Raw genomic sequence first — 15993 nt, 5'->3', positions numbered from 1 at the left:
ACCGATCAGTTGGCGCCTCTTACACACCGCCATATTGGTACACAGTCGCACTCCAATACTGGCTGCCGTTACGTTTTTGGCGTGCCCACCCATCGGCCATCAGTTGTTTGGCGATCATTCGATTCATCAAGCCATGACCGAGCAGCAAAACCGGTCCATCGCTGGCAATGGACTGCAATCGCTTGGCTGCCGTACTGGCGCGCCTCCTCGCAACGCCGGCGGATTCGACGTTGCGTGAGTAACCGCACAGCCATAAGACGCGAAGGATAATTGCCCAGGTAAACGGCGATAGCCGTGGCAGTTTCCAATGACCATAAGGTAGTTGTGCTTCGCAGAAAAGCCCGTCGACCAGTGCAGGCTTCAAGCCGAGCGCCTGGACGGAGCTCAGCGCACGCGGTGCGCTGCTTGAAACAATCACCGTGGCGGTTGCGGCGAGTTGCACACTGGCCTGTGGGACCGGGTGGTGGGTAATTTCGGATCGGTCGTATTGTTCGATCCAGTCTTTCATCTCGTGCACTGAAATTTTATCCGTCGCGGCCAGTTTTGGCTGGCCGTGACGCATCAGGATGATTTCCCTTTTCACAGTTTTTACGTCCTTGTTTTTTCCTAACGTCAGATGTCGATCATGACGGATGAGCTTTTATTCTTCGAGGCACTGTGGTTTTCAAACCAGCCATGATCACGGTACCACGCCACGGTGTCAGTGATTGTCAGCTCTAGCGACCTGAAGCTCAGGCCAAGCTCCTGCTCACTCTTGTGATGGTTGAAACAGCTGCGGTCATTCTCTCGTCTTAACAGACGCAACGTGGCCATGCTCAGCAGAATGGGCTTGCCGGTAAGGCGCGCATAGATCTCCTGCACAGCCGCCAAAGTGTATAGAAGGGGGAACGGTAGTTGTCGAACGGGTGTCTTGACGCCCGCGATACGTCCTAGAACAGGGACCAACTGACGCATCGTCATATGCCGACCCGCCGCGAGATAGCGTTCACCGCGTCGGCCATGTTTGGCGGCAGCAATCAGCGCGAATGCCACATCACGTGCATCGACGACGGAGAAACTGCCTGGGATCAGTCCGGGCAACTTGCCCTGCACGACATCGTTGACCAACTGTCCCGAGGAGGTCGGGCCAATGTCGGCAGGGCCCCACATCCAACCGGGCAGGACCATGCAGGCATGCATCTCGGGATGTGCTTGCAGGAACGACAAGACGACCCGGTCGGCGAGGATCTTGCTGCGGTAGTAGTCATCCGCGTCGGCGTCCGCCCGCAGGCATGTTTCATCAATGAGCGAGCCAGGTGCGCCGTCGAGCACGGCTATGGAGGACGTATGGATGAACCGTCGTATACCGGCGCGGTAGGCCTGGTGAATCAGGTCACGCGTACCGGCGACATTGATCTTTTCGAGTTCCTTCCAGTGGTTGCCGCCCTTGTAGTTGTCGCGAAAGAACGCCGCGGTGTGAAACACCGTATTGCAACCTTGCAGTGACGCTGCGAATGCGTCGACATCGGCCATGTCCCCGACGACCAGTTCCACAGTCGGCAAATTGTCGAACTGCTGTTCTCCTTTGGCTTTTGAACGGACCAGGGCTTTGACCGCGTAACCACGAGCGACCAGTTCACGTACCAGGTTGTTACCCAACAAACCGGTCGAGCCAGTAACGAATACACTGTGCATGGCTCAACCCTCAGCCGGATGGGTTAACGGCAGCAGCACTGCACTGTCGAAGAAGGCCTCTTCACGAATGACCAGCCCGTCTTTGAACGTGAAGTGTGCGGCGTAGTACGCGGTGATATGGCGTCCATGAGGTGGAATCACCCGGTCCGGCAGTACCAAGGGTGCGGCGAATGTGCCGGTCAGGAAGGCAGTCAGCGCCAAGCGATCGTGACTGGCGGCGAATGGGCTGAAGATCACATGGGCATCGGGGAGTGCTTCGAGCAATGCGTTCTCTCGTTTGCGCATGGCTTCGCGACCGGTTTGTATTCCCATGCTGTCGAGGTAGATGAAGTCTTCGCAAAACAGCGCAAGCATCGCCTCCACATCATGGCGATTGAAGGCGCTGGCGGCGCGTTCCGCAAAGTCGTTGGGGCCAGTAGCCATATCGTCCATTCCATTCGTTTTCGAGGGCCTGCAGATATACCTTTGAGGCCTCTCCCGAAAAACAGCGACTACTGCATAATGGCTTTGCACATATGCAGACCAGGGAGGACAGGACGCATGGCGTTGCAAGCAAATTGGGACGATCTTCGTCTGCTGTTGGCAGTTTCTCGGCGTGGCAGCTTCCTTCAAGCTGGCCAGTTTCTGGGGATCGCGGCGTCTACCGTGTCCCGCCGCCTGACCCAACTGGAGGTCGCACTGGGCGAGCCACTCATCGAGCGGGGTGTTGAAGGATGCTGGTTGACCTCGCGGGGCCAATCCCTCGTGGAAGTGGCTCTGGCGGCGGAAGCGGGTTTGAGGCGTCAAGCCGCTGCGGGCATATCCGAGCTGAACACAGAGCTGTCTGGCAGTGTCCTGGTCAGTGCCGGAGAGGGGTTCTCGTCGTGCGTGCTGGAGGCCGCGAGTCGTTTCACGTCTCTGCACCCACGTTGCTCGGTGGAGTTGATGGTAACCACCGACTTTCACAAGATCGTCCGCGGTGTGGCGGACATTGCTGTACGCACTGCCCACCTGGGCGAACCGTCGCTGATTTATCGACCCATAGGCAGGCTCGCTTATGGTGTCTTCGCCGATGCCGGTTATCTGAAACGGTATCCGGGGGTGACTCCGGCCACTGCGGTCACCATTGCCTTGCTTCCTCCGCTGGATATGTTGCCGCAAATGCGGACGGCAAAGGCCGCAGGCCTGGAACGCGCGCAGATCAGCGTGAACTCGTTCGCTGCGCAACTCGAATCGGTGAGGCGAGGTATGGGGGTGGCTGTATTGCCCCGGATACTGGCGAAGGATCTGATCGAGCTGTTCCCGGATATCCACCTTCCTGATATGGAGGTCTATCTGGTGACCCGGCCTCAGGCCTTGAAACAGGCCCACATCAAATGTTTTTTTGTCATCCTGGAGCAGGTGATGCTCGAAGCCCTGTCCATGGAAAATGGCGAGGGCTACCGCTTGGGGGGCGGCCTGTGAGTATCGGAAGAGTACCGATCTCTGCCGCGTACGGGGTATCTATGGCAATTCGAAGGAAGACCCGATTTCACCGGGTGAAACCCATGTTGGAGCATCATAGGTTTTGATTGTCGAGGCGTCGTTTAAAAGCGTCGAGCGCAGTACCGATCATTGGTCCCAGCACCGGGTCGGCGGCAATGCTTTCGGCGCTCAATCGGCTGGACAGGAGGTTAACAGTCATTGACGCTTCCTCGATGATGCGCGCTGACATCGTATCCAGTACCAGACGCAATGCAGCTTGCGCGTGACTGGCTCTGGGCGAAGCGTTGAAAAGCGCGACAGGCTTGCCCGGAAACTCTTCACTGCTCACGAGCCAATCGAGCATGTTTTTGAATGAGCCGGGAATACCTCGAGCGTATTCGGGGCATGAAAACAACAGCCCATCCGCTTGCCCGATAATTGACCATAACGCTATGACTGTCTCGGGGGGATCCTCGAGCAGATCCGGGTTGAAGTGAGGCAATTCACCTATACCTTCGTAATGCCTGACCAATACCCCGTCGGGGCATAGACGCTCAGTTGCTCGTAGCAAAATCGAGTTGGAGGAGGTCTGGCGCAGACTTCCAGAGACAGCAAGCAGGCACACCATTTCAACAACGTCCGTGATTCGCAAGTCGGTGAAGTTTCGCACGAGCCTGAACTCATGCACAGATTTTACCGGCGCAGTTGTTTTGGGGACGCGTTCAACAGGCGGCGCATCAGTCGCCGTAGGGCCGTGGCATCCTGGTATCCCACCTGCTCGGCGATGGATTCAACGGAGTATCTGCTGGTTTCCAGTAGCACGCGGGCTCTGTTCAGTTGCACACGCTGGATCAGATATTGGGTTGAGAGGCCGGTTGCTTTGCGAAGGTGCCGCGACAGCGTTCGCTCAGACATGCCGGCATACGCCGCAAGGCTCGGGACACTGGGGGGGTGGGGCAGGCGTGCTTCTATGTAGGCAGTGAGGTTGGCGACCAGCGTATTGCCCTGGGCCATGATTGCCGGATTGATGAATGGGGATTGCAATTGGCGGCTGTCGAGGAGAAGAGCCTTGCCCACATAGTCGGCGAGCTCCGGCGACAGGCGTCTGCGCAGCAGGTGCAGCATCAGGTCAGTTTGCGCGAAGGCTGCGCCAGCAGTCGTCAAGGGTGCGTCGCAGAGCACCATGACGTTGGGGTCGACAATGCAATCAGGCGCAATGCTCGACAGCCAGGGAGCGAGCCACCAGGAGGTGGTTACCTGTCGACCACCCAGTAGTCCTGCGGCATGCAGGAGAAAGACTGCCGAGCACGAGGCTGCAATCTCATTTCCCTTATTCACATGTACCCTCAGCGCGGGCAGCGTCTGAAGTACCCAGTCCTCCTCAAGACGCTGCAGCAGCGCGTCGAAGTCGCTGATGCCAAGGCCCGGAATGATCCAGCAGGAGTGGTCCTCGACGTCTGTCGTCAGTTCGTCGATCAACAGTTGCATGCCTTGCCCTAGCGTTATCAGCCCTGACTGAGGTCCACACACTCGCCAGCGTGGCACGGCAAGGCCTCGCCGCTGCGCAAGTGTTGCGGCGGTGCCGAGGATATCCAGGGTGACGGCTACGCTTGAGCTGAACGACCCGGGGAAGACCAGAACAGTGAAATCATACATTGTCCGATTATGCCCGAAAGAAGACGAATCGGTCACTTATCGAGTCGGGAGATAACTGGCCCAATGGCGCCTCCAGTCAACCACGAGTCACAACGAGGTTTCGCCATGCCAAACATCCTGATCAAGGTGCCTACCGGCGCTTTCAATCCGCTACAGCGCCAGCAATTGCTTAGAAGCGTGAGTGACGCGGCAATGATTAATGAACACATGGGCGATGCCCCTCAGCAGCGCGCCTTGTGCTGGGTGCTCATCGAGGAGGTACAGGCTGATGAATGGCTGTGCGGTGGTGTTGCTCCTCATGCCCGGGTTGTCCCATGCATGGTCATCGTCAAGGTGCCTGCCGGCGTTCTTGATGCGCCGATGCGCCAGCGCTACGTGCGCGACCTGCATTACGCGATGCAATCGAGCCTGGCAGCGGGGGATCAGCGCCAGTTGCTGAGTTCAATACAAATCGAGGATGTTGTTGACGGAACCTGGGGGGCGAACGGTGATATCTGGCATTTGGCCGACTTCACCCGTGCTGCCGGATACGGACATCTTGCGCACTAGGATAGATGCCAATGGCTCGATGCGCGCCTGTTGCTGGTGATGAACTGACATCGGCCTTTTTCATGCGCGTGAGCTTTGCGCGAAGGCTCCTAGATCGCTGCGCGCAGACCGGGCTCAATGCAGAACCCGGCGGCTCTCACCAATCCTGATCCGGTCCAGCGCCCGGTTCAGCGCATCCAGTGCATCCAGCAGCGCCTTTGCCTCCGCTTCTCGGCCGTCGCCCCAAAGGCGCTCGGCCATTTTGTTAAGCGCCTGAATCGAGCGTTCGATGTCAGCTGCGGTGGTCGTCGCGGCTGGGGGTTGCGGTGGCTTTTTCGGCATTCGGTCATTCATCTGCAGGTCATTGACGATCTGCCGCATGATCGGCGTTCGCTGTCATTCAATCCAGTGGTTACTGTTTCGGCGTGCTCTGAATATCTTCCGAGTCGCTGGAGGTGGCCGCGTCTTTCTCGGTTTCTTTCGATTCTGCGCCGGAGTTTGAACCAGAGGCTTCCTCACCTTTTTTGTTGGCTTTTTCTTCGTTGGATTCGGACTTGTTGCTGGACTGGTTCACGCCGGGAATGGCGGTGGGCGGTGCGGCAGATCCTGCCGCTTCGGATGCCAGTGTGAAGCCCGAGCCCATCAGCATCAGACTTGCCAGTGCCAGGGTTGCCATTTTCTTGTTCATTTTCTGGCCTTCCGTACGAGGGGTGTACCGCATTGGAAGCATGGGCAGGGCCAAGGTGCAGGTCGCTGGACGAGCGGTAGGTCCTGACACAAGGCGGCAAATTGCTGGCCCCCGGGTTTTATCATCCCGGGCAAACTCGCCTTTTTTCAAAAGGTTAGGTTGGCTATATGCGGACGATTGTCATAACCGTTGCAACGCTTTCCCTGGCTGCGTTTGCCTCGGGAGTTCAGGCGAAAGAGTTGAGCAAAAGTCATCGGTTTGCCTGTATATGGGGTTCGGATATCGCCGCCGGTGCCCAGCAGTCGAAACTGTCGGGAATCTCCCTGTACGGCGCGCGCAAGCAGCTACAGGTGCGCAAGTTCCAGCAACCGTGGATGCGCATGACGGCAATGGGGATTACCGAGCAGACCTACAACAGCACGTCGAAGCTCAAGCCGGCGGCGGTCAAGCAGACCTATTACGAGCAATGCGTGCGGCATGAGCTGGCCCAGCGTTAATCAAAGAAGCCCAGCCTGAAGAGGTTGGGCTTTTTCATGCCTGAAGAGGCGTCAGCCTCACTTGTCGCTCTCGCAATTGACCATCCACGACACGCCAAAGCGATCCACCAGCATGCCGAAACGGGCGGCCCAGAACGTCGCTTCCAGCGGCATGTCAACGCGACCGTCCCTGGCCAGCGCATTAAACACTCGCTCGGCTTCGGCAATGCTGTCGACGTTGAGGGAGATCGAGCAACCGCTCATGCCCCCGGTTGGCCGGTCAGGCGTGGTGTCGGAGGCCATGATCATCTGGTCACCGACCTTCAGGCAGGTGTGGATGACCAGGTTGTGGTGCTCTTTCGGTACGTGTTCGGCGGCGGGTGTTTCGCCGAAGGTCATCATCGCTTCGAGTTTTCCCTGCAGGGCTTGCTCGTAGAAGGTGAAGGCCTCACGGCAGTTGCCGTTGAAGATCAGGTAGGGATTGATTCGCATGGTGGCGTTCCTGGCAGTAGGCGCGGAATGCGGCGATGTTCGTCAGGTTCCGCGAGGGGCGGTTAAAACATAGCAGAGCATTGGACGCCGGAAAGGGCAGAGTTTTTCCAGATGTTTTTCTCATGAAAAAGCGCGGTTTCAGCACGGATCAAACCTGCGGAGTACCATGGCAGGCTCTATCTGCCGTCGAGCTCACCGTTCCATGCCTTTGATTTCCCGCTTCCACGCTCTGTTGGATCAGGCCCGGCGCGCCTTGCTTCTGGTCTGGGCGACCTCACGCGGACTGTTTCTGGGCTTGGTGCTGGCGACCTTGATTGCCGGTGTACTGCCAGCGCTGGCCGCGTGGCTGGGCCAGCGCATTGTCGACGCAGTGGTGACGGCGATGCAGTTGCACGCACAGCAGGGCGATGCGCCGCTGTGGCCGGTGTTGCGTTATGTGCTGATGGAGGCGGGGGTGTTGGCGCTGTTGTCCGGCACGCAACGGGCGTTGTCGGTCCAGCAGTCGCTGCTGCGGGTGCAATTGGGGCAGAAGGTCAACACGCTGATTCTGGAAAAGGCGCAGACCCTGTCGCTGGTGCAGTTCGAGAACTCCGAGTTTTACGACAAGCTGGTCCGCGTGCGCCGCGAAGCCTCGACCCGGCCGCTGGCGCTGGTGATGAAGTCGCTGGGATTGATCCAGAACCTGATCATGCTGATCAGCTTCGGCGTGCTGCTGGTGCATTTCTCGCCGTGGGCGCTGGTGTTGCTGGTGGTGGGTGCATTGCCGGTGTTCTTCGCCGAGGCGCATTTTTCCGGTGACGCTTTCCGCTTGTTCACCCGTCGTGCCCCAGAAAGTCGGCAGCAAAATTACATCGAAACCCTGCTGTCCCATGAGGCCTACATCAAAGAGGTCAAACTGTTCGGCTTCGCGCCGCTGCTGTTGCAACGTTACCGGGACACCTTTGCCAGGCTCTATGCCGAGGACCGGCGTCTGACGCTGCGTCGCGATGGCTGGGGCTTCGGTCTCGGACTGCTCGGCACTGGAGCGTTCTATCTTGCCTATGCCTGGGTGGTGATCGACGCGGTGCATGGCAATATCAGTCTGGGCCAGATGACCATGTACCTGGTGCTGTTCAAGCAGGGACAGGGCGCGGTCAGCAGCAGCCTGAGCGCGATCAGCGGCTTGTACGAGGACGGTTTGTACCTGTCCAACCTCTACGAATACCTGGCCGAACCGGTGCTGGCCGATTCCGGTCATCTCACGGTCGGCGCGCAACCGGGCGATGGTCTGCGCTTTGAAAACGTCGGTTTCCGTTATCCGGGGGCCAACCGAACGGCGCTGGAGGGCATCGACCTGCATCTGGTACCGGGCAGGAGCATGGCGCTGGTGGGTGAGAACGGCTCAGGCAAGACCACGCTGATCAAGCTGCTGACCCGCCTGTACAGGCCCGATCAAGGCCGGATTCTGCTCGATGGCAGCGACTTGCAGGATTGGGATGAGACAACGTTGCGCCGGCGTATCGGCGTGATTTTCCAGGACTACATCCGCTACCAGTTCACCGTGGGTGAGAACATCGGCGTCGGTGATACCGCGGCGTTCAATGAAGAACAGCGCTGGAAGGCAGCGGCTACCGAAGGCATGGCCGCATCCTTCATTGAGGGGCTCGACCGTGGCTACGCCACGCAGCTGGGTCGCTGGTTTGCCGGTGGTCAGGAGTTGTCCGGTGGGCAGTGGCAAAAGATTGCCCTGTCCCGGGCGTACATGCGCCGCGATGCCGACATCCTGATCCTCGACGAACCGACCTCGGCCCTGGATCCGGCTGCGGAAGCGGCGGTGTTCGAGCATTTCAGCCAACACACCGAAGGTCGCATGACCTTATTGATCTCCCACCGCTTTTCCAGTGTGCGCAACGCCGATCAGATCATCGTGCTGGAGGCCGGACGGATACTGGAGCAGGGCGATCACCCGCAACTGATCGCGGCCAATGGACATTACGCCAGACTGTTCGACCTGCAGGCCCGAGGCTATCGCTAGGAATCCTGGGCGCTGCGTGCCAGCGCCGGCCCGGCCACGCGGGGGGCTGGTCTGGACTGCATCAGTGCATCGATCGCCTTGCGGTAATTCTGCCCGCCCAGCGCCATGCTGTTGTTGTGGGTGGCACCCGGTACCAGCAGCAGTCGCTTGGGTTGTCGAGCGGCATTGAACAGTTGTTCACTGAAGCGCGGCGGCACGAATGCGTCGGCCATGCCGTGCACCACCAGCAGCGGCATGTGAATCTCGGCGATCTTGTCGATGGAGTCGAACTTCTGCGACAGCAGCCAGCGCACCGGCAACGAGGTGTTGGCCACAGCAGCCGCGACGTCGGCGAGGGAGGTGAACGTCGACTCGATCACCAGGCCTTTGACCGGCAGCGGTGTATGGTCCCGGGCGGCGTCCTGGCCGAGTTCGGCGGCCAGATCAATGGCCACGGCGCCACCCAGGGAGTGGCCGTAGATCAGGCGCTTGCCCGGGTCGGGCTGCAGCAGTTTGAAGCGCTCCCACGCCACACGGGCATCTTCGTACACGCTGCTTTCCGAAGGCAGATCACCTTTGCTCTGGCCGAAACCGCGATAGTCGATGGCCAGCACCGAGTAGCCCGCCGCGCGCAATTGCTCGATGCGGAACAACTGTCCGGTGAGGTTCCAGCGCACGCCATGCAGATAGAGGATTGCCGGGGCGTTCGCCCGTTCCGCCGGCCACCACCAGGCATGAATGTTCTGCCCGGCCTTGAAACTTTTTGGCTGCAGGTCGAGTTCCTGCACGCTGCCGGGCAAGCCGTGATACCAGCCGGCTGTGCCCGGTTCGATGCGAAACAGCAGCTTGCGCTCGGTGTGTTCGAGCACGGCACAACTGGTCGGCACGCCAATGATCAACGCAGCCATGCAGGCAAACGCCAAACGGCGGCGGCGCAGACGCGTCATGAAGGACAGGAACATTAAACGTTTCACCCAGGCGCAGACAAAGAAGGCTTTTTACCAGATGCCTCGGTTTGCGCGTGAGTTTTTCGACCACCGCCCCGGCGCAACGATTACCAAATGCTGCAAGGACTCACGCTACCCGCAGCACGATCTTGCCGATATGGTCACCCGCCTCCATGTGCGCGTGAGCCTGAGCGGCGTCGGCGAATGGGTAGACCTTGTCGATCATCGGCAGGCAGCGCCCGGACGCCAGCAGCGGCCATACGTGTTCACGCAGTTGATCGGCAATCGCGGCTTTTTCGGCAGCGGTGCGGGCACGCAAGAGGGAGCCGGTGATGACCGCGCGTTTGGCCATCATCGCCAGCAGATCAAAGTCATTGGCCCGCGCGCCGCCGAGGAAACCGAGCATGACCAGTCGGCCATCCATCGCCAGGGCGCTGACGTTACTGTTGAGATACGATCCGCCCATGATGTCGAGGATCACATTGACGCCCTGGCCTGCGGTTTTTTCGGCGATGACCGCAGCGAAATCCTCATCGCGATAATTGATCGCGTCGCCACCGAGATTGCGGATCGCTGCGCATTTGTCCGGGCTGCCGGCGGTGGCGAACGCTTCTATACCGAATTCGCGGCACAGCATCAGTGCGGTAGTGCCGATGCCGCTGGTGCCACCGTGAATCAGTGCGCGTTGACCACGGCTGGCGCCACCGAGGCCGAACAGGTTGGCCCACACGGTAAAGAAGGTTTCCGGGATCGCGGCGGCGTGTACCCAATCCAGGCCTTGGGGAATCGGCAGGGTCTGGCCAGCCGGGACTGCGCAGTATTCGGCATAACCGCCGCCGTTGGTCAGCGCGCAGACTTGGTCGCCCACAGCGAACTGACTGACACCGGCCCCGAGGGCCACGACTTCGCCAGCGACCTCTAGCCCGGGGATCGGGTTCATGCCAGGTTTCATCGGGTATTTGCCGGCACGCTGTAAAGCGTCCGGCCGGTTGATTCCGGCGGCGTGTACGCGGATCAGCACCTCACCTTGTGCAGCGACCGCAAGCGCTACGTGTTTGGGTTGCAAGACCTCGGGGCCACCGGGTTCGGTGATTTCGATTCGGGTCATTTCATTGGGCAGAGACATATCGATTCCTCTGAGTGCAGGTTGTGTAAGTGGGAGCGTGTTGCGCAAACAATGATTCCCTTCAATTTGCGCAGCCGTGCGGTTCGATAGGGACGGGCAGCCATTTCATGGCTTGCTCCAGCAGCAGCGCCACGACGATCGCGCCAGCGGCGATGACGAACAACAACGCGTGGTGACCGCCGCTGGCATTGAACAGCGCTGAATAGGCAAATCCGGCCAACGCCTGAAAGGTCGCGAAGGACACCGTGGCACGGCTCCAGGCGATCTGCTGGCGGTGATGCTCCGGCACCAGCTCATGTACCCGCGCAAGGGCGAGCGGCACGATGCCGGGCGGAAATGAACCGAGTATCACTGCCAGCAGCGCCAGCGCCACAAACGAGTGGGACATCGCCAGCAACCCAAGGGCTATCGCCTGCACCACCAACACCAGGCGAATGCCTGAGCGCGCGCCAAGCTGATCGGCAAGAAAGCCGTAACTCACCGGGCCGACAATCGCGCCCAAACCATACATCACCCAGATCAACGCGCCGACATGCGCCCCGGCGCCGAGTCCACGCGCCACGTAATCCACCAGAAACACCATCGCCGGAACCAGGCCGGCGGCCATGAAGGCGTATTGGGCGAACAGCAAATACACACCGCGCGGCGTCGTTTCAACGGGCGCCTTTTCATGCGCGACCTGCGGGTGCGGGAAATCAGACGGCCAACCGAACCAGCTCAGCGCCGTCAGCAACAAGGCCAAGGCCCCCAGACCCAGCCATGTCGCTTGCAAGCCAAGGCTCAACAGCGGCGGTACCAGCGTCCCGGAGCCGGCAATGCCAAGACCGATGCCGAGAAAGATCGCACCGCTGGCAAGCCCCTTACGAGCCGCCGGAACGTGTGGCAGTACGGTCGCGGCCACCAGCACCATGATCGCGCCACCGGCAATCCCCGACAGCAGTCGCCAGCCGAAGAACCAGCTCACCGACAACGGAAACGCACAGGCAAAAAAAGCCGCCGTGACCACCAGCATCATCAGCCGCAAGGCATTTTTATTGCCGAGCTGGCGCGCTGTCGGCCGGCCGAGCAGGGCGCCGATCAGATAGCCGACCAGATTGGCCGCACCGAGGTAGACCACATCATTGGCGCTGAACCACTGCGCTTCAATCAGCGAAGGGATCAACGGGGTGTAAGCGAAACGCGCCAGCCCGATGCTGACCAGGCTGGCGCAGAGGCCGGCGAAGATCGGCAGCCAGATACCGGTGGAGGTTGAAGTGCGCATGATAGCGATCTCGCGGAAGGTTTATGGCGTCCAGCATATCGGCTATCGTTGCTGCGTTAATGCAGCGATTAAGCGGCACTACGATGCGAATATGCATCACTTGGAGACAGCATGAATTGGGATGATGCACGGGTATTTCTCGCCGTTTGCCGCGAGTCGACGCTACGGGGCGCGGCGCGGGTGCTGGGGGTGGATCAGGCCACGGTCGGGCGGCGGATCACGGCACTGGAAAAATCCCTGAGTGCGACGTTGTTCCTGCGCACCTCCGACGGCTACGCCTTGACCGCGGTCGGTGAGGCAGCGCTCAAGAGTGTGGAGAAAATGGAGCATTCGGCACTGGAGCTGGAGCGGCAGATTCAGGGCCTGGATGATCGCCTGACCGGCACGGTGCGCGTCAGTACCACCGATTCGCTGGCCATCGACTTTCTGATCCCGGCCATTGCCCGTTTGCACGAGCAGCACCCGGACGTGCTAGTGCAACTGGATGCGTCCACGCAGATTCTCAACCTGGCCAAGCGCGAGGCGGATATCGCGGTGCGCAACACCCGACCCGACAACCCTGATCTGATCGCCCGTCGCATTGCCCGATGGCCGGTGGGACTGTTCGCATCCCAAGCGTATATCGACGCCAATGGCATGCCGCAGCCGGACACAGCGTTCGAGGGGCATGATCTGGTGGTCTATCAACCGTACCTGCAAAGCCAAAAGGACCTGACCCTGGTGTCGGAGCCGCTAAGTCGCGGCCGGATTGTCGCCAGCCTCAGTTCCAGCCTGCTCGTGCGCCGTTCGATTGCAGCAGGGTTGGGTGTAGGAGAAATCCCGGTGTACATGGGCGAGCGCGACGGACTGGTCAGGCTCTGGCCGCAGCGTACCCGGCCGCAGCCCTATGAAGTGTGGTTGGTGACCCATGCGGATCTACGCCATACCGCGCGGGTGAGGGCGGTGATTGAACAGATCGTCGAGGTGTTTGCCTCGGAAAATGAGTAGCGCACACTGGCATCGGCGAACTCACAAATCCTGATGAAACGGCCTACGCCGATAGCAGAAACCGCTGGCTTGTAGGCCGGAGGACCGAGGGCTATCGTTTCAAAGGCTGGTGCAAGGCAGCACGCATGTACTGGAGTGACATACCACGGACGGTATCGGTAGCCCGATAAAGGTGTCGAATTGGAAGCCAGGGAATTCAGTCACTTTCAAAGCAGTGACACAACGAGTAAAGGCCAGGGAACGCAAGTCATGGGCGCCATCAGTCGCGAAGAATTCAATGCCAGGATCGAGACCATCGAGACACGAATGGATGCTCGACTGGACGCGGTATCAATGAAAATTGACGGGTTTTTATCTGTTCAGGGAGAGCGGGACAAAACTCAAGTCGAACGAGACAGACGCTACGACCTGATTACGCAAGAAATGCGCAGGATTGCCGACGGCGCGCAGGACGCAGCAAGGCAAGGGGCGACCGTCAAAGCCAATGTCTGGGCTGCAACGGCCGTCCAGTTACTGGGGATAGTCGCCATCGTCGTCGGTGCTTATTACGCCAATCAAGCGAATATGTATGTCGCCATACAAACGACCTTCGCGGCGGTTCAAGCAGGCAAGGACGCTCACACACCAAAACCGTCGGTGCTGCCAACGCCACTGCCTCCACAATAAAAAACGGCCTTCAAAAGAAGGCCGTTTTCGTAGGCGTTACAACCCTGCCTCATGGCATTTGCGGCAACTCCTGCGGCCGCAGATCAAACACCAGCACCTCGGCATCCACGCCGTTGCTCAAGGTCAGTGCCTGTTCTTCACGAACCCGCACACCGTCGCCTTCCTGCAACTGCACGCCGTTGAGTTCAACGCTGCCACGCGCTACATGCACGTAGGCATAACGGTTGGGCGGCAGTTGCAGCGTCGCGCTTTCCTTGCCGTCGAACAGGCCGGCGAAGACCCGGGCGTCCTGACGTACTTTCAGTGAGCCATCCGCGCCGTCCGGCGAGATGATCAGTTGCAGGCGACCGCGTTTTTTCTGCGCGCTGAAGTGCTCCTGCTGGTAGCGCGGCTTGGCGCCGGCCACTTCCGGTACGATCCAGATCTGCAGAAAGTGCACAGGTCGGGTGGCCGAATGGTTGAACTCGCTGTGGGCCACGCCGCTGCCGGCACTCATCAGTTGCACGTCACCGGGGCGGATCACCGAACCGGTGCCGAGGGTGTCCTTGTGTTCCAGTGCGCCTTCAAGCACGTAGGAAAAAATCTCCATGTCGCGGTGCGGGTGCTGGCCGAAGCCCTTGCCGGCCGCCACGCGGTCGTCGTTGATCACCAGCAGGTCGGAAAATCCCTGCTCACGCGGGTTACGGTAGCTGGCGAAGGAGAAGGTGTGGAAGGACTTCAACCAGCCATGATTGGCGAGGCCGCGGTCGGAAGCTTTGCGAAGCGTCAGCATGATGAAATCTCCTGGTGGGACGTTGATTCGTCCGAGTGAGGAGAAGGTTACTGTTAATCGGTTCGAGCAATAAGTAGATGGAAATTGAAACACTGTCCCTCTCAGGTTGACAGTTTTGCGTACCCGATCACGTATTCTTTTCGCCGCTCGCCGCGCACTTGGCCATAATACGAGCTCTGCTTACTTTTCCTTGATTTCAGTGATGTTCACCCATGAAAACCGTGGCTATGGTGCTGTTTCCCGACTTTTTACTGCTCGACATGGCCGGGCCCATGGAGGTGTTTTCGGTCGCCAATCGCTACTTGAAACCTGAAGATCATTACCAGTTGATCACCCTCGGCACCGAGCGCGGGATGTTGCGCGCGTCCAATGGCGTGCAGGTGCAGGCCGACCGCCATATCGACGACCCGGCCCTGGCCTGCGACCTGCTGCTGGTGCCGGGCGGTCCGGGGGCCTACAACGAAAAGCACCCGGCGTTGCTCGCCTGGCTGCGACGGGCGGTGGGACAGGCTGGTTGCTACGGTTCGATCTGCACCGGGGCCTTTGTGCTCGGGCATGCCGGTCTGCTCGATGGCTATCGCGTGACGACCCACTGGAACTACACCGAACGGCTGATCAAGGCCTTCCCCAAGGCGCAGGTGGAGACTGACCAGATCTACACCGAAGACCGCCGCCTGATCACCTCGGGAGGCGTGACTGCCGGCATCGACCTGGCGTTGGCCGTGGTCGCCCGGGATCACGGGAAAAAAGTCGCCCAGGACGTGGCCAAGGTCCTGCTGGTGGTGATGAAGCGTCAGGGCGGACAAGCGCAGTTCAGCCCATTGATGGCGGCGGTGGCTCCGCAGGAAACCGCCATCACCCGCGTGCAGAACCATGTGCTGGAACACCTCGACCAAGCATTCACGGTTGAGCGCATGGCCGGTCTGGCGAACATGAGTACCCGGCACTTTGCGCGGGTGTTCGCGCGGGAGGTGAACATGACACCGATGGAGTTTCTGCAGAACGCCCGTATCGATTGCGCGCGTAATCTTCTGGAAACCAGCGAGCTGCCGTTGAAGACCGTGGCCTATAAAAGTGGTTTCGGCAGCGTGCGCCATATGCGTTTTCTGTTCGCTGAAAAACTCGGCCTGACCCCGGCGCAGTACCGCGAACAGTTCAGCTAGAGCGGTTGTGTCCGTCCGGTGCATCCGGATGTCCGTGTTGCGCCCTGCACGGAGGTTGTGCCGTCACCCACGCCTGCCAAGATAACGGTAACGTCTGGAAGGGAGAGGCGCCGGAGGCTGA

At 59.8% G+C, this 15993-nt stretch carries 19 protein-coding genes; 7 read left to right on the top strand and 12 right to left on the bottom strand.

Annotated features, from left to right (window positions below; genetic code table 11):
• Positions 1 to 19: 19 nt before the first annotated feature.
• The 3 genes from NN484_RS17500 to NN484_RS17490 are packed head-to-tail and all read right to left on the bottom strand — an operon-like array spanning position 20 to position 2097.
• On the bottom strand, positions 20 to 562 hold the full coding sequence (locus NN484_RS17500; RefSeq protein ID WP_274659308.1) for a histidine phosphatase family protein: 543 nt from the start codon (positions 560 to 562) through the stop codon (positions 20 to 22).
• A gap of 50 nt (positions 563 to 612) precedes the next feature.
• On the bottom strand, positions 613 to 1674 hold the full coding sequence (locus NN484_RS17495) for an SDR family oxidoreductase (protein ID WP_215502572.1): 1062 nt from the start codon (positions 1672 to 1674) through the stop codon (positions 613 to 615).
• Between the two features lie 3 nt (positions 1675 to 1677).
• Positions 1678 to 2097 (bottom strand): ester cyclase, encoded by a 420-nt coding sequence (locus tag NN484_RS17490; RefSeq protein ID WP_215502573.1) that lies wholly within the window; start codon positions 2095 to 2097, stop codon positions 1678 to 1680.
• Between the two features lie 117 nt (positions 2098 to 2214).
• Here NN484_RS17490 and NN484_RS17485 point away from each other — a divergent pair, with 117 nt between their 5' ends.
• Positions 2215 to 3117, top strand: coding sequence for a LysR family transcriptional regulator (locus NN484_RS17485; protein ID WP_274657554.1), 903 nt, complete (start codon positions 2215 to 2217; stop codon positions 3115 to 3117).
• A gap of 94 nt (positions 3118 to 3211) precedes the next feature.
• Here NN484_RS17485 and NN484_RS17480 read toward each other — a convergent pair whose 3' ends face one another.
• Positions 3212 to 3787 carry an NADPH-dependent FMN reductase gene (locus NN484_RS17480; RefSeq protein WP_274657553.1) on the bottom strand — a complete coding sequence of 192 codons (576 nt, stop codon included), beginning with the start codon at positions 3785 to 3787 and terminating at the stop codon, positions 3212 to 3214.
• Between the two features lie 23 nt (positions 3788 to 3810).
• Positions 3811 to 4773: a GlxA family transcriptional regulator gene (locus NN484_RS17475; protein WP_274659306.1), complete on the bottom strand. Its 963-nt coding sequence runs from the start codon at positions 4771 to 4773 to the stop codon at positions 3811 to 3813.
• 105 nt (positions 4774 to 4878) lie between these two features.
• Here NN484_RS17475 and NN484_RS17470 point away from each other — a divergent pair, with 105 nt between their 5' ends.
• The gene (locus NN484_RS17470; RefSeq protein ID WP_274657552.1) at positions 4879 to 5322 is read left to right on the top strand and encodes a tautomerase family protein; all 444 of its coding nucleotides are present in this window, start codon (positions 4879 to 4881) and stop codon (positions 5320 to 5322) included.
• Positions 5323 to 5436: 114 nt separating this feature from the next.
• Here the strand turns inward: NN484_RS17470 and NN484_RS17465 are convergent, their stop codons facing one another.
• Positions 5437 to 5643 (bottom strand): hypothetical protein, encoded by a 207-nt coding sequence (locus NN484_RS17465; protein ID WP_274659305.1) that lies wholly within the window; start codon positions 5641 to 5643, stop codon positions 5437 to 5439.
• Positions 5644 to 5713: 70 nt separating this feature from the next.
• The gene (locus NN484_RS17460) at positions 5714 to 5989 is read right to left on the bottom strand and encodes a hypothetical protein (protein WP_274657551.1); all 276 of its coding nucleotides are present in this window, start codon (positions 5987 to 5989) and stop codon (positions 5714 to 5716) included.
• A 167-nt stretch (positions 5990 to 6156) separates the two neighbouring features.
• Between NN484_RS17460 and NN484_RS17455 the strand changes: the two genes are divergently transcribed.
• Entirely contained in the window at positions 6157 to 6486 is a 330-nt protein-coding gene (locus NN484_RS17455) for a hypothetical protein (protein WP_127650608.1), read from the top strand.
• Between the two features lie 57 nt (positions 6487 to 6543).
• Here NN484_RS17455 and NN484_RS17450 read toward each other — a convergent pair whose 3' ends face one another.
• Positions 6544 to 6957 (bottom strand): VOC family protein, encoded by a 414-nt coding sequence (locus tag NN484_RS17450; RefSeq protein ID WP_215502578.1) that lies wholly within the window; start codon positions 6955 to 6957, stop codon positions 6544 to 6546.
• A 202-nt stretch (positions 6958 to 7159) separates the two neighbouring features.
• Here NN484_RS17450 and NN484_RS17445 point away from each other — a divergent pair, with 202 nt between their 5' ends.
• Positions 7160 to 8971: an ABC transporter ATP-binding protein gene (locus tag NN484_RS17445; RefSeq protein ID WP_274657550.1), complete on the top strand. Its 1812-nt coding sequence runs from the start codon at positions 7160 to 7162 to the stop codon at positions 8969 to 8971.
• On the opposite strand, the gene NN484_RS17440 is transcribed toward NN484_RS17445, so the two are convergent.
• From NN484_RS17440 to NN484_RS17430, 3 genes are all read right to left on the bottom strand, one after another.
• Positions 8968 to 9912: an alpha/beta hydrolase gene (locus NN484_RS17440; RefSeq protein WP_274657549.1), complete on the bottom strand. Its 945-nt coding sequence runs from the start codon at positions 9910 to 9912 to the stop codon at positions 8968 to 8970. The genes NN484_RS17445 and NN484_RS17440 overlap by 4 nt on opposite strands.
• Positions 9913 to 10024: 112 nt before the next feature.
• Positions 10025 to 11023, bottom strand: a complete 999-nt coding sequence (locus tag NN484_RS17435; RefSeq protein WP_274657548.1) for an NAD(P)H-quinone oxidoreductase — start codon at positions 11021 to 11023, stop codon at positions 10025 to 10027.
• A gap of 61 nt (positions 11024 to 11084) precedes the next feature.
• Complete coding sequence (locus NN484_RS17430) at positions 11085 to 12284, bottom strand: YbfB/YjiJ family MFS transporter (protein ID WP_215502582.1); 1200 nt, start codon at positions 12282 to 12284, stop codon at positions 11085 to 11087.
• A 111-nt stretch (positions 12285 to 12395) separates the two neighbouring features.
• Here NN484_RS17430 and NN484_RS17425 point away from each other — a divergent pair, with 111 nt between their 5' ends.
• On the top strand, positions 12396 to 13271 hold the full coding sequence (locus NN484_RS17425) for a LysR family transcriptional regulator (protein WP_274657547.1): 876 nt from the start codon (positions 12396 to 12398) through the stop codon (positions 13269 to 13271).
• A gap of 249 nt (positions 13272 to 13520) precedes the next feature.
• Positions 13521 to 13937 carry a hypothetical protein gene (locus tag NN484_RS17420; protein ID WP_215502583.1) on the top strand — a complete coding sequence of 139 codons (417 nt, stop codon included), beginning with the start codon at positions 13521 to 13523 and terminating at the stop codon, positions 13935 to 13937.
• 49 nt (positions 13938 to 13986) lie between these two features.
• Here NN484_RS17420 and NN484_RS17415 read toward each other — a convergent pair whose 3' ends face one another.
• On the bottom strand, positions 13987 to 14709 hold the full coding sequence (locus NN484_RS17415) for a pirin family protein (protein ID WP_274657546.1): 723 nt from the start codon (positions 14707 to 14709) through the stop codon (positions 13987 to 13989).
• 212 nt (positions 14710 to 14921) lie between these two features.
• Here NN484_RS17415 and NN484_RS17410 point away from each other — a divergent pair, with 212 nt between their 5' ends.
• A complete protein-coding gene (locus NN484_RS17410) occupies positions 14922 to 15872 on the top strand; it encodes a GlxA family transcriptional regulator (protein WP_274657545.1) in 951 nt (316 codons plus the stop codon).
• Positions 15873 to 15993: the final 121 nt, after the last annotated feature.

Origin of the sequence: Pseudomonas serboccidentalis (assembly GCF_028830055.1) — a bacterium.
Classification (GTDB): domain Bacteria; phylum Pseudomonadota; class Gammaproteobacteria; order Pseudomonadales; family Pseudomonadaceae; genus Aquipseudomonas; species Aquipseudomonas serboccidentalis.
The sequence above is the reverse complement of the archived record's forward strand: the minus strand, read 5'-3'. Positions and strand labels throughout refer to the sequence as shown.

What these genes read in the sequence shown, in the direction of transcription:
- NN484_RS17500 (WP_274659308.1), bottom strand. Translation starts at nt 562, where the DNA reads ATGCGTCACGGCCAGCCAAAACTGGCCGCGACGGATAAAATTTCAGTG.
- NN484_RS17495 (WP_215502572.1), bottom strand. Translation starts at nt 1,674, where the DNA reads ATGCACAGTGTATTCGTTACTGGCTCGACCGGTTTGTTGGGTAACAAC.
- NN484_RS17490 (WP_215502573.1), bottom strand. Translation starts at nt 2,097, where the DNA reads ATGGCTACTGGCCCCAACGACTTTGCGGAACGCGCCGCCAGCGCCTTC.
- NN484_RS17485 (WP_274657554.1), top strand. Translation starts at nt 2,215, where the DNA reads ATGGCGTTGCAAGCAAATTGGGACGATCTTCGTCTGCTGTTGGCAGTT.
- NN484_RS17475 (WP_274659306.1), bottom strand. Translation starts at nt 4,773, where the DNA reads ATGTATGATTTCACTGTTCTGGTCTTCCCCGGGTCGTTCAGCTCAAGC.
- NN484_RS17470 (WP_274657552.1), top strand. Translation starts at nt 4,879, where the DNA reads ATGCCAAACATCCTGATCAAGGTGCCTACCGGCGCTTTCAATCCGCTA.
- NN484_RS17465 (WP_274659305.1), bottom strand. Translation starts at nt 5,643, where the DNA reads ATGCCGAAAAAGCCACCGCAACCCCCAGCCGCGACGACCACCGCAGCT.
- NN484_RS17460 (WP_274657551.1), bottom strand. Translation starts at nt 5,989, where the DNA reads ATGAACAAGAAAATGGCAACCCTGGCACTGGCAAGTCTGATGCTGATG.
- NN484_RS17455 (WP_127650608.1), top strand. Translation starts at nt 6,157, where the DNA reads ATGCGGACGATTGTCATAACCGTTGCAACGCTTTCCCTGGCTGCGTTT.
- NN484_RS17450 (WP_215502578.1), bottom strand. Translation starts at nt 6,957, where the DNA reads ATGCGAATCAATCCCTACCTGATCTTCAACGGCAACTGCCGTGAGGCC.
- NN484_RS17445 (WP_274657550.1), top strand. Translation starts at nt 7,160, where the DNA reads ATGCCTTTGATTTCCCGCTTCCACGCTCTGTTGGATCAGGCCCGGCGC.
- NN484_RS17440 (WP_274657549.1), bottom strand. Translation starts at nt 9,912, where the DNA reads ATGTTCCTGTCCTTCATGACGCGTCTGCGCCGCCGCCGTTTGGCGTTT.
- NN484_RS17435 (WP_274657548.1), bottom strand. Translation starts at nt 11,023, where the DNA reads ATGTCTCTGCCCAATGAAATGACCCGAATCGAAATCACCGAACCCGGT.
- NN484_RS17430 (WP_215502582.1), bottom strand. Translation starts at nt 12,284, where the DNA reads ATGCGCACTTCAACCTCCACCGGTATCTGGCTGCCGATCTTCGCCGGC.
- NN484_RS17425 (WP_274657547.1), top strand. Translation starts at nt 12,396, where the DNA reads ATGAATTGGGATGATGCACGGGTATTTCTCGCCGTTTGCCGCGAGTCG.
- NN484_RS17420 (WP_215502583.1), top strand. Translation starts at nt 13,521, where the DNA reads ATGGGCGCCATCAGTCGCGAAGAATTCAATGCCAGGATCGAGACCATC.
- NN484_RS17415 (WP_274657546.1), bottom strand. Translation starts at nt 14,709, where the DNA reads ATGCTGACGCTTCGCAAAGCTTCCGACCGCGGCCTCGCCAATCATGGC.
- NN484_RS17410 (WP_274657545.1), top strand. Translation starts at nt 14,922, where the DNA reads ATGAAAACCGTGGCTATGGTGCTGTTTCCCGACTTTTTACTGCTCGAC.